Source organism: uncultured Butyricimonas sp. (assembly GCF_959596855.1).
GTDB classification, from domain to species: Bacteria; Bacteroidota; Bacteroidia; order Bacteroidales; family Marinifilaceae; genus Butyricimonas; species Butyricimonas muris.
On sequence record NZ_CAUFYA010000044.1, the window covers coordinates 18,758 to 31,642 of the forward strand.

10 protein-coding genes are annotated in these 12,885 nt (G+C 43.3%); 1 reads left to right on the forward strand and 9 read right to left on the reverse strand.

The genetic code is table 11. The features are described 5' to 3' along the window. Positions 1-52: 52 nt before the first annotated feature. Both Q5866_RS16405 and Q5866_RS16410 read right to left on the reverse strand, forming a co-directional pair. Entirely contained in the window at positions 53-1,942 is a 1,890-nt protein-coding gene (locus tag Q5866_RS16405; RefSeq protein WP_303181360.1) for a carboxypeptidase-like regulatory domain-containing protein, read from the reverse strand. Positions 1,943-1,981: 39 nt separating this feature from the next. Then, positions 1,982-3,220 carry a hypothetical protein gene (locus Q5866_RS16410; protein ID WP_303181361.1) on the reverse strand — a complete coding sequence of 413 codons (1,239 nt, stop codon included), beginning with the start codon at positions 3,218-3,220 and terminating at the stop codon, positions 1,982-1,984. Between the two features lie 410 nt (positions 3,221-3,630). On the opposite strand from Q5866_RS16410, the gene Q5866_RS16415 reads away from it, so the two are divergent. Next, positions 3,631-3,849 (forward strand): hypothetical protein, encoded by a 219-nt coding sequence (locus Q5866_RS16415; protein ID WP_186977204.1) that lies wholly within the window; start codon positions 3,631-3,633, stop codon positions 3,847-3,849. A gap of 103 nt (positions 3,850-3,952) precedes the next feature. Here the strand turns inward: Q5866_RS16415 and Q5866_RS16420 are convergent, their stop codons facing one another. The 7 genes from Q5866_RS16420 to Q5866_RS16450 all read right to left on the reverse strand — a co-directional run bounded on the left by Q5866_RS16420 (position 3,953) and on the right by Q5866_RS16450 (position 12,696). Then, positions 3,953-5,149 carry an OmpA family protein gene (locus tag Q5866_RS16420; protein ID WP_099290010.1) on the reverse strand — a complete coding sequence of 399 codons (1,197 nt, stop codon included), beginning with the start codon at positions 5,147-5,149 and terminating at the stop codon, positions 3,953-3,955. A gap of 34 nt (positions 5,150-5,183) precedes the next feature. Then, a complete protein-coding gene (locus tag Q5866_RS16425; protein ID WP_303181363.1) occupies positions 5,184-5,945 on the reverse strand; it encodes a YjbH domain-containing protein in 762 nt (253 codons plus the stop codon). Between the two features lie 42 nt (positions 5,946-5,987). Next, positions 5,988-7,310: a hypothetical protein gene (locus tag Q5866_RS16430; RefSeq protein ID WP_303181364.1), complete on the reverse strand. Its 1,323-nt coding sequence runs from the start codon at positions 7,308-7,310 to the stop codon at positions 5,988-5,990. A 121-nt stretch (positions 7,311-7,431) separates the two neighbouring features. After that, entirely contained in the window at positions 7,432-8,640 is a 1,209-nt protein-coding gene (locus Q5866_RS16435; RefSeq protein ID WP_303181365.1) for a hypothetical protein, read from the reverse strand. Between the two features lie 266 nt (positions 8,641-8,906). Further along, a complete protein-coding gene (locus Q5866_RS16440) occupies positions 8,907-10,613 on the reverse strand; it encodes an acyl-CoA dehydrogenase family protein (RefSeq protein ID WP_099290007.1) in 1,707 nt (568 codons plus the stop codon). A 100-nt stretch (positions 10,614-10,713) separates the two neighbouring features. Next, positions 10,714-11,733 (reverse strand): electron transfer flavoprotein subunit alpha/FixB family protein, encoded by a 1,020-nt coding sequence (locus Q5866_RS16445; protein ID WP_099290006.1) that lies wholly within the window; start codon positions 11,731-11,733, stop codon positions 10,714-10,716. A gap of 90 nt (positions 11,734-11,823) precedes the next feature. After that, positions 11,824-12,696: an electron transfer flavoprotein subunit beta/FixA family protein gene (locus tag Q5866_RS16450; RefSeq protein WP_303181366.1), complete on the reverse strand. Its 873-nt coding sequence runs from the start codon at positions 12,694-12,696 to the stop codon at positions 11,824-11,826. Between the last annotated feature and the right edge of the window lie 189 nt (positions 12,697-12,885).

The window sequence follows — 12,885 nt, forward strand, 5'->3', positions numbered from 1 at the left end:
CGTCTGCATTTTTATTACTTTCGGTTCATTCTTATAGGTTCATTAAATCTATTTATTCTCCGGCACCTCCACCAGCACCACCAGCAGTGATGTGACCACCGTGAGTGTGGTGATGTTGATCAAACATCTCAATTTTACCGCTAATCGTTGAAACTTGACCATTCGTTGTCTTAATCTTAACGACAATATCCTCTCCTCCGGAAACTTTGAAGGTATAAGTCTTAATCAAGAATTGTTGCTGACCACTAGCGACATACACCCAATCACTCGGTACATCGATGTCATTTGCTCCAGTCTTCTCTACAGTTGCCATCGGCTCTCCATTAAGCCCTTCCAATGCAGCTTCAATCAATGCTTGAACGTTTTCGCTGTACCCATCCAATGAAGTTATATATTCGTATCCGTTTTTAACAGTATAGGTAAATTTACCCTCTCCCTTCTTAATAATTTTAGCGGTATTATTCAAATAGAATTTTTCAAAATTGATAGGAGTCAATTCTGTAACGGTATCAACAGAAGAAGATTCCAATACTACTCGATAATAAGAGAAATGATGAATCTTAGCTATATAATCATTACCTTGCACAGCTATTCCTGCGTCTTTCTCCGGGGCTGCCCAATTCACGCCATCTTCACTATATTGCAATTTCATTCCGATGAAAACTTTATCAAAAGGATTCGTAATCTTCCAAGTTAATGGAGCAGCGAATGTTGTATTATTAGGCAAGAACTCACCGGTAACAAATGTTGCAGCGGCAGGAATCACATCAAGAATACCACCACTTGTAGTATTATCAATGGTAGCATTAACCTTAGTAGATATTAATGTTGCGGTATTCAATGCATCTTGAGGAATACTCAAAGTTGTAGCAACCTCGATCATCTTTTTTCCATCTTCAGTTACACCAGACTCCGTCTTTACAGGCTTGAGCTCCGCCCCCTGACCGGGAACAAAAACTTCTGCGGTTTCTTCACCCGCTTTAGGTGCAGTCATGTATACAGGTACCGCAATCGCTGTTCCTACAGAGAATTTATTCAAGTCAAAAGTTTTTGACCAACCATTTTTACCATCCTTTTTAACAAAAAGAGTCACTGAACCTTTTTTCAAGTTATCAATAGAGAATTCGTTTCCATAAACCTCAACTTGAGTCGTTTCAGTACTTACGGCAACACTATAATAAACCGTTGCCCCCGTTAAATCTTGTCCATCGGCATCACGTATAGTCCCTTCTAACGTGTAAGTTTGCCCTTCAACTGTACCTTCTTCATACATCGGGATCTCCATGTTGAAATAATATTCTTCACCGGCCGCTATTTTTTGAATAGTTACAGAGTATTTTACTTCCTCTTTACCCGTTGCATTAATTACAAAATCATATACACCAGGTTTATGCAATACTTGAGAGAATGTTCCGTCTGCACCTATAGTTAATGTACCATCATCAGCTGCAGCTCCTCCTCTCAAAGTCCAAGTACCGGTAGCATTCGTTACCGCTTCCTTGGTTAACCCGTCAAACACTTTTCCGGCAACAGTATAGATAGCCTCCTTGATTTCTACTTTTTTCATTAAAAATGTAGCTTCCACAGTTTTAGTCTCACCATTCTTTCCGAAAGGTAAAGTTACCGTGTAAGACACACTTTCATAACCTTCTTTTTCCAAAGAAAATGAAACACTTCCAGCAACATTCAACGTGAAAGTATACATTCCATTCGCGTCGGTTTCTACACCCATTGGATAGATCTTGACATGCTCAATAGGAGTATTGCTCAAGTCTACGACCTTAACGTTTATTTTATACACGACGGAATCGCTTGATTCCGTTGTAGGCATAACCGGAACATCATCCTTCGTGTAACAACTACTAAACAATGATCCGAAAAACACTGTTATTAACAGCATTAAATTAATACCAATTCCTGAATGTTTTACTTCTTTCTTCATTTTCATGTTATTTAAGTTCTAAACTTTGTTTTCTTCATTCTAATTCTTTAATTGTGATTCTATATATTTTGGGTTAAAATTATCGATCGCTTTATTCTCCCCGGGGCGTGTTTCATAGGACTTTCCATTAAAGAACAACCCCGCCGCCTTGTATTCCAGATCAAAATACCGTGCAGGCATTACCCGAAAACCCTTTCTTCTTTTTTGCCCCATGGGAGGAAGGGCTATCGCAAAATGGAACCCACCATCTATATTTCCCCGGTTATTCTTCATGATATAAAAACCAACTGACGCCCGCTTAAAATGCCGGGTCATATCTGCCCTCACGCCATAATCTCCCGCTAAAAACTTTATTGCTTTCACCTCGCACAACACGTTAAACATCGGGTTAAAATAACTTCCCCCGACATTCCATGTTATCAACTTCGCTGCCCCGTAATGCCAGTTCCAATGATAAAAATAAGAGGAACCGGTTAGACCGATTCGTCCCTCCAAGGCAAAATTACTTAGCCATCCTTCGGTCATAACCGGACGGAACAGGTGCAAATCAAATCCCCAACGGTCTTGATTAAAAATTCCCGCGGTCAGATCGACTAAACTATTCAGTACGCGGAAATGCTGTTCGAGCGTGAAGATTCCTAGACGTGTTTGCTCGTATTTAGCACCGTACTGATTTATCACAGGAATAATTACCTGCCCCGTTAGCTTCATTCCTCTTATTAGTGCAATTTCCAGCGCGGGAGACAAGTTCAACAAAATATCATATACCTTATGAAACTTCTGATTTCTAAATGCAAATTGCGGGTAGAATACAAGATCGACTTTCCATCTCGAACGGTTTTCCCGAGGAACTCTCTTAACCGATTTCCACGCATCTCCCAATTCGTACATCGGTAACCAATTGGAATTTACCGTTCCTGTAGTTGTAATCGCGGCAGACGCCGACGATACTAATGACATTTGGGGTATACCCAGTTGTAAAACCACCACACGTCTTGTTTTCCCCAGAAGCGGGGGATATTTCCCGATCAAGTCAATAGCTTTACTGATTCCTTCTCCGTCGGCTTTCCAAACGGTATTCTCAAAAGTGATGATTTCTTCCGAGCCCGATACGACTCTACTAACATTTTCAAAACCGGCATTAACTAGAGTTTTGACAATTCCGTCCTCTTTCTGAGCGTATAACTCTGTTGAACAAAAAATTGTCAAAATCAATCCGATAACACATAACCGATAATCATGCACGCATCCCAATACCATTTCTTTTTTTACAACCATGAAGAACCAGTTTTATTTTTCAATCACATCTATCAGATGTTTATCCAAGCATTTTCCGAAAGAGTTGAAAATTTTATTTCTATAAACCATCGTTTAATGATATTAAAAAAAATTATCGAATTTCGTTTCTCGAAAAACTGTAAATATCTGATTGCGAAAATGGAAAATTTGTGCAAATAGTTTTTCAATTAATAAAAATATGGTATATTTGCATCGCATTAAACGATCAATTGATAACACTTTTTCAATCAATCCTTTTTTATCACACAAGGTCATAATAAATTGACATCGTAAGCCTATCAACTATTGTTAACGAACTATCTTCTATCACAAAAAAGACAATATCCAATCGGTTATTTGGGTTGCCGAAGAAATAATCGTATTTTTGTTTAAACCAAACGAATAATATTATGCTGGGAACTTATTTCATTATCATACTGGTACTGGTCGGAATAGCTTTCATCGGCTTGGGAATAACAACGTTTTTCAGTAAAAAGAAAAAATTCCCGAATACACACATCGGTAAAAGCGAGGCCATGAGAGAAAGAGGCATCAGCTGTGCCGCCACAACTGACCGTAAAGAAAGGGAGAGTTACAAACCGATTGAAATCGGTAAAGATGAAGAATAAAATTAAGGGGCTGCTTTCGCAACCCCTCAACTTATAAGTCTATAAGATTCATTTTGTATTTAATGACTTGTTCGGACTCTCGAACCTCATAAACTCTTGATTATCATTTTTCCCCAAGGATCATTACTAAACGATTGTAATTGTTCACCTTGAAAGGTTGTGACTGGTCACCCAACCCGACGTAAGACAAACGGTCTGAAGACACTCCGAATTTCTTCACTAACAGATCGTAAACGCTTTTCGCACGTCTTTCGCTAAGTTTCTGATTAAAATAGTTACTGCCGGTTTGTTTGTCGGCGTAACCCACAACTTTCATCTTCACGCCGGGGTTCTCAGCCATATAGTTGGCTACAGCCTGCAGTACCACCATTTGTTCCGTTTTCACGGCACTCTTGTTGATTGTGAAACCAACGTATTGAGTGAAATCCTGTCTTGCAGCGGCAGCGATAGCTTCAGCTTTCTCGGCCTCGGTCAAGGCAAGTTCTTTTTGAGCCACTTGCTCGGCAATCTTGGCAGCTTCCAACTGAGATTGCGTGTTGCGCAACTCGTTTTCCAAACCGTTGATCTTGTCATTCAATTGTTGGCGCATCTGTTCCGCTCCACTCTCGTAACGGGCAAACTTCCGACCGCCGAAAGTGTAAGTCGCACCAATCGACAAAGAAAGCAATCCGTCTTGGTACGAACGTCCGGCAATCTCTTCTGACCCCGTGTATTTAGAGGTATAGAAGAATGTCGGCATCAAATGTGTACGAGCCTCCAAGTCGATAGCCCAATACTTGTTGATATGGTATTTTCCACCCAATCCCAACGAACCGTTAACAAGCACATCGAGTTGTTTGTCATGGAATTTACCAAAACTCAAACCGGGTCCCAAGAACAAGGTCATATCCCATTTGTTTTCGGGATCATATTGACGCCAGAGGTTAGTCAGGTTCAACATGAAATCCAAGTTCAAATTGATATATTTACGTTCGAATTTATTGAATACGCCGCCATTGTTCAGACGGTCGACATCCGTGTACATTTTGCTTTGCCAACCGGATGCCTGTCCGCGAAGCCCCCAGTAAGGATCCATCCATTTACCCACGGACAGATTCACCAACGGTTGGATCACTTTCCCGAAACCGTGGTCAAAGTTATCCTGCGTCAGGTAACCTTGTGCACCCACACCAATACTGATAAAAATATTATCCTTAAATTTAGGAGACATATATTTTACATCCGTATCGGTCGTTTGGGCGGTTACCGAACAGGAAGCCGCCACAACCAGTGCAGAGAGTAATAAAGTCTTTATTTTCATTCTATTAATATTTATAGTTTTATCAAATTCCTCGTTATTTACCTTTCAAATACATCTTGTATGCCAGCCCTCCCGAAAAATATTGCCCGTCCTGCAAAACAACTTGCATAAAAAGATGCTTCAAGAGCAGGTAGTTGGCACCTACAAAGAAACTTTTCGAATCATGCTGCACGATCAGATTCAAGTTGGGAGCAAACGAGGGCTTATAACTAATTCCCCCGGAAAACCCATTCAGGCGATTGGACGCCCGTCTGTTGTACTGATACGCTAAATGCAATCCGACCTGTTCTGTTTTCGTGATGTTCACGTGTTTCGTCGCAGCCAAGTAGAACTTGTTGAAATATTGATTATTGGATTCCTCCGTCATAATCCCTCCCCCGTTGCTTTGCGTGTACAGGTCGTTAGACCCGAGAACAATAGCCGGACGATATTTCCTCTCCGTCAGCGCTCGTAAACGAACAGAAAAAGCACGATCCTGATTGACAAACCTCCCTTTCTTTTCCGGGACAAACTTGTCGGTAGCCTTAAACAAGGTACACGTGTAAGCCACTTCGAGGAAAGGCAAGAACGTGATATTCAAGAAATAGTTGTACGTGTTATACGGGAACCCGTTCGGGGTTATCCGGTCGTGCAAAAAATTTCCACCGAGCATCACCGTCTTGTCAGGTTGCATATCGGCAGACGGACTGTTCAACAATCCGGTCGTACCCGACGTTAATTGTGCCGAAAGCATGAAAGTGCTCAAGATAAATATACTCGCGAGTAACACCCTTTTCATATTCAATATCAATGACATTTTGCTTCCGGATTTAACTTAACGTTCGATTCCTTTTCTAAATTAATCTCCTATAACCATACCACCGCCGGCACCACCGTGATACACGTGTCCGCAGCTTCCGTGAGTATGATGTGCTCCACAATAATCCATTTCCACGAAAATAGAAACTTTACCTGCCACCTTCACGTTCACTTTCAACTCGACAGCCGCGTTGTCCGCTTTCTTGTATACTTTGAACGTGAATACGTAGTAATCCATGGATTGTTCTCCTTTGGACAACAAGTGATAATCGTACGGTAACGTGATCGGCTCTCTCAATACATAGTTAGCAGCAACCGGCTCACCGATAAATGCTTTAAATTCCGATACGTTTACTTTAGCCATAACGGCATTTTTCACCAACTCTTCGATCTGATCTTTGTCGGAAGTATTCGTGATATTATTCCATCCGTCACCTAAAGTCAACTCGGCACCCTCGTATTTCTTGTAAGGAATTTCTGTGATCGAAGCAGGTGAAGGATTCGTATTCAAGATTGTCGCGATAGCCGGAAGAGTTTCTGTAACAGCATCCAACGTCATTCCGCTTGCCAAGTATACCATACGGTATTGAGAGAAGTGGGTTAATGATACATTGTACTTATCATTATCATTGTCATAAACAATACCATCAGTCATAACCGTCCAGTCACCGGCATTGTTATTCGCCCTGTATTGTAATTGCGTATTTGCCAAATAAAAATCAGACAAAGCGTCATACGCTACACTCCAATCCACGGGAGCAAGGAATTTCGTTCCACCGGGACCGAACTCACCTAACAGGAATTGAGCGGCAGCCTCTTGCGAACCGGTTACCTCGACAGCTTGTTTCACATCATCATTAACACTCATGGTGATCGTCGTGTTCGCTGTAAGAGCCCCGGCAGGAATCGTCAACGTACCGTTTCCGTTTACCACGTTTCCACCGTCTACACCAACTTCTCCGGTACCCGGATTCGAGGTATTCTCGCGATACATCGTCAATTGTACATTCACGGAAATCAATTGTCCGGTAATCTTGTCGCCCGCGCTCGGAACAACCACTTTGTAAGAAATAGGATCGTATCCCGTCTTACTCAATGATAACGTGTAAGTATCAGGACTGCCCACTGTAACAATAAAGTTAGCATCTCCCGACGAAACAACGCCGTTCTTGTCGCTGGTCACGGTAACTCCTTTCAAAGTTTCCAAAACTCCATTCGTGTTGGCTACAATCGTACCCTCGATAATGTACTTGTTGGGAACTTCCTCCGGTACCTGAACCACCGGAATATCATCCTTCGTGTAACAGCTAGTGAAAAGCGTTCCGAAGACAACCATTACCATTAGTATAGCTTTCGCGCTCATACCAAAATGTTTTACTTCTTTTCTCATCATTCTTTCATTTATAAAGGTTTACACTTGTTTAACTTATTATTTCCTGATTTTGTTTACTATTTTACTTGCTTTCTGCTTTTAATTTAAGTTATTAGTTATTCTGTATTTGTGATTTTATGTAATACGGGTTAAAGTTCTCCTCCGCTTTATTCTGTCCCGGATTCGTTTTATAGGACTTCCCGTTAAAGAATAATCCGGCTGCTTTGTATTCCATATTAAAGTATTTAGCCGGGGTTACTCTCACCCGCTTCCTCTTGTACTTCATCGGTGGAATCAATATCGAGAAATGAAATCCGCCATCCAGATTATCATAGTCATTTTTCATAACGTAAAAGCCGATAGAGGCACGCCTGAAATGGCGCGTCATATCTGCCCGCACCCCGATATCCCCGGCAAGAAATTTCTCCACCCGCACCTCGCAAAGCACGTTATATCGCGGGTTATAATAACTTCCCCCGACGTTCCACGTAAAGAGTTTCGTGGGACCATAATGCCAATTCCAATCTATAAAGTAAGAAGAACCCGTCAACCCGACTCCCCCTTTTATCGCGAAATATTGCAACCAGCCCTTTGTAAAAGGACGGAAAAAACTCAAATCCATTCCCCAGCGGTTTTGATTGAAATTCCCCACCGTTGCTTGAAGGAACACGTTTTCCACTCTGAAATTCTGTTGCACGGTAATATAGCCGGGACGCACGTCATCATACAATCCGCCGAACTCGTTGAAAACCGGGATAATAACCTGTCCCGTGATTTTCGTTCCCCGGAACGGAACAATCTCCAACGCCGGGGCGATATTGAACAACACGTCGTATATCTTGTGGAACTTCTGATTACGTAAAGAGAATTGCGGGTAAAATACCAAATCCGCTTTCCAACGGGAATTATTGGCAAATTTTTTATCGTGAACCTTTTTCCATGAATCCCCCAGTTCATAACTGACATTCCATTCTATCCCGGCAGCTTCTCCCGGACGGAGCAACAATGATACTTGTGGCACCTTATTTCTCAGAACGACCACCCGCCGTCCTTTTCCCGGGGTCACCGGATATAACTCTATAAGTTTAATAGCTTCTCTTATACCGTCCCCGTTCGCCCGCCACAATGCATTCTCGAACATGATTACCTCCTCCGTCTCCCCTATTTCCCGACTGACATTTTCGTACCCTGCATTCACCAACGCGTTCACCACGTCGTCTGTCCCTTGGGCGTATAAAAAGTCAATCGTACAGAAAAGTATAAAACACACTCCTGACGTTTTATAAAAAACATTATAAATAGACTTTTTTATCCCATTCATACAATTACAAATTAACGACTCTGCCCTCCCAGAGCCATTTTTGAACATTTTAATATTCTATAAATCAATAATTTACAACAACAAAGATAATGTTTTAATCATATTCGCATGAAAAAAAACACTATTATTTTTTAGAAAACGAAACAGTTGTAAAAACAATTTTCCAAGAGCAGGCTTTCAAGGGGTGACCTCGAAAGAGTGGAGATAAAAAAAGATCGCTCCATTCGGAACGATCTCTTCACGTATTTTGTAATTTTAGAAATGCGTTATTTCTTGTACATTCCCAAATCTTTCAATTCGAAATCATTGATAAAAGCCGCGTATCCCGCAACTTTTGCCTGTCCGTATTTCACGAATATCTCGGCTGATTTCGCGAAACGGCCATCCCGCTGAGAATCAATCAACAACAAGTAACCGATAATGATATACCCTGCCATTTCCACCAGACGGCGAGCGTGGAAGTCCACGTATTCCGTTTCCCCGACAGCGGTAACTTTCGTCACGGCAGCCTCGTAAGCGGCAGTCATGCCTCTTAAAGTTTCACGCACAAACTCCTGCTCCGGGCAAATAGGAGCTTTCTCGTATTCTTCACGGATATGCTTGGCGTACTGTCCTGTTGTTACACCGCGAATAGCAGCCACAACCTGCAATTGAGAAGTTCCCTCGTATATATTCGTGATACGGGCATCACGTACCAGACGCTCGATCGGGTAGTCCTTCATGAATCCGGACCCACCGTGAATCTGTAACGCATCATAAGCTATCTCGTTAGCGTACTCGCTGGAGAATAATTTCAGAAGCGGGGTGAAAACATCCGCCAGTTTCTGGTATTTCTTCATCTCCTCGCGCTCCTCTTTATTCAATGTACGCTCGTTGGCAATATGCGTGTAAGCCTTGTACATATCCACGAAGCGGCTGGTCTCGTACAATATGGCACGAGCACCGTGCAACTTGGCTTCCATATTGGTCAACATCTCGTACACGGCTGGGAATTCAATGATAGCCTTACCGAACTGACGTCTTTCCCCGGCGTATTTCAAACCTTCACGATAAGCTGCTTCCGCGATACCTACCGATTGAGCTCCCACGCCCAGACGGGCACCGTTCATCAACGACATCACGTACTTGATCAATCCCAGCTTACGCTCACCCACCAACACGGCAGGCGCATCCTTGAATACCAGCTCGCAAGTCGGGGAACCCTTGATACCTAATTTATTTTCAATACGACGAACAGTCATTCCGCCGTCAGCCTTGTCATAAATAAACATGGACAAACCGCGACCGTCATGCGTACCTTCTTCCGAACGTGCCAAAACCAACGAGATTTGAGCATCACCGTTCGTGATAAAGCGTTTCACACCGTTCAAGTACCATTTCTTGGTCTTATCGCAATAAGTCGCTTTCAATTGCACGGATTGCAAATCCGACCCTGCATCCGGCTCGGTCAAGTCCATCGCGTAAGTATCGCCTTTCGCGGCACGAGGCAAAAATTCACGTTTTTGCTCCTCGCTGGCAAACTCGTGAATCGTTTCGGCACAATCCTGCAATCCCCAGATATTGGCGAATCCGCCGTCACCGCGAGAAACCAACTCGGCAGCCATTACATAAGGAACCATCGGAAAGTTCAACCCGTCATACTCACGCGGCAATGACATACCGTACAAACCGGCTTGTGTCAACACGTCGTGATTCTCTTGTGTTCCGCGAGCGTATTTCACGCGACCGTCAATCACTTGCGGTCCCTCGTGGTCAACCTCTTCCGCGTTCTCGGCGATCACGTTGCCACAAATGTCCCCCACGATCTCCAACACTCTATCATAGTTATCCATTGCATCCTCGAAATCACGGGGAGCGATATCACATTTTCCCGCCTCCTCGAAATTCCGTTCTTTCAACGCGACGATCTTTTTCATCAAAGGATGTCCCAAGTGGAACTTCAAATCCTCGTTATCTGTATAGAAATTTGCCATACCTTTTTCAATTTTTGATTTAATGATTTATGATTTCAGATTCCCTCCCACAAAAACACTCTTTGTTTCGTAAATCTTCAATCATAAATCGTAAATAATTTTACTTGCTGTTTTTCTTGTAATACTGGATCATTTTCGGAATTACCACGTTCAGGTCACCCGTGATCACGTAATCAGCAAATTTATTAATCGGGGCATCCGCGTCCGTGTTGATCGCTATAACCATGGAAGACTCTTCCATTCCGGCAGTATGCTGTATCTGTCCGGAGATACCGCAAGCGATGTATAATTTAGGACGTACCGTGGTACCCGTCTGTCCGATCTGGCGCTCGTGTTCACAGAACCCGGCATCCACGGCAGCACGCGAAGCACCCACTTCCCCGCCTAACACGGAAGCCAGTTCATGCAACAAAGCAAAATTCTCCTTGGAACCCACGCCGTATCCTCCGGCAACGATAATCGGGGCTCCCTTGATGTTCACCTTGGATTTCTCCATCTGGCGTTCTATCACCTTCACGACCATATCCGTGTCGTCCAGATACTCGTCGATGTTCAAATTCTTTATCTCACCTTTATATTGCGGATCGACAATCTCTTTTTTCATTACCCCCTCGCGAACGGTAGCCATCTGCGGGCGGCAATCCGGGTTCACGATAGTTGCCACGATATTTCCCCCGAAAGCAGGTCGAATCTGGTACAACAGATTCTCGTATTTCTTACCGCTCTTGGCATCCATGTACTCCCCGATTTCAAGGCTCGTGCAATCGGCAGTCAAACCGCTATGTAAAGCAGAAGACACGCGAGGACCCAAATCACGTCCCACGCTGGTAGCCCCCATCAAAGCGATCTGTGGTTTCTCCGCATCAAACAAACGAACCAACATCTTCGTGTGAGGCAACGTCGTGTAAGGAGCCAAACGGGCATCGTCGCCCACCCAAACTACATCAACCCCGTAAGGGAATACCTGTTTCTCTATATCTTTCAAGTTATGTCCGAGCGCTATAGCCTCAAGCTTCACACCCAATCTTGTTGCAAGGGCACGACCTTTCGTCAGCAACTCAAGGCTCACGTCGGCAACTACCCCCTCTTCTATCTCGCAATATACAAATACACTGTTCATTCCGTAATTCTTTTAATAATTTATGATTTATGATTTCGTGATTTACGATTAGCTGATTCTAATCTAAAATCGTAAATCCAAAATCATAAATTATCCAATTGTATGATTCGTTATCAACTCTTTCATCATGGCATCGATTTCCACGTCCGTGCCGGAGAGCACTTTTGCCTCTTTTGCTTGGAACACCACGTTCTCGATGTTTTTCACCTTGGTAGGCGAACCGCTCAAACCGAGATCCGCGGGATTACTCTCCACGTCGTTCACGCTCCACTCCGTCAACTTCAAATAGGGACGTTCGTTCACCAGCGCGAAATAATCCTCGTTGGCATCTTGAGCCTCTTGAGTGCCTTTCGCGTTTTTGTATTTCATCACGAAACGGGCATTTCTCGGGCGACACTCGGCTGCAGAACCGTTCACCGTTACCACGCAGGGAAGCGGGCAAGTTACCACCTCGATACCTCTTTCCAAGCGACGTTTAATCGTGAGCACATTCCCGTCACATTTCTGTATTTCCTCCGCGTAAGTTACCTGCGGCAATCCCAATTTCTCGGCCACCTGCGGACCTACCTGCGCGGTGTCACCGTCAATCGCTTGACGACCACAAATAATCACGTCATATTCCAAGTTACATAAAGCACAAGATAAGGCATAAGAAGTCGCTAACGTGTCAGAACCGGCAAATGCCCTATCCGACAACAAGTAACCGCCATCCGCACCCCTGTACATCGCCTCTCTGATGATCTCGGCGGCACGCCCCGGTCCCATCGTCAACACGTGAACAGTAGTTCCTTCAATTGTATCTTTTAATCTTAAAGCTTGCTCTAAAGCATTTAAATCTTCCGGATTGAAGATGGCAGGTAAAGCTGCCCTGTTTACAGTTCCGTCTGCCTTCATCGCATCTTTCCCCACGTTTCTTGTATCGGGAACCTGCTTAGCAAGAACAACAATTTTTAGTCCTTTCATATTAATATCCAATTTTATGTTTTAAGCGACATGAAATATTCTCTTCATTCACAACCGACAGTGCAAGGCACACAACACGGAATACTTCATATACCAGTTATTTTCAATACTATATAAAATTTTAGCGTGTAAAGATACTATTTCAACTCAGAAATACAAAATTTTAACTTCAACTCTCGATATCATAAC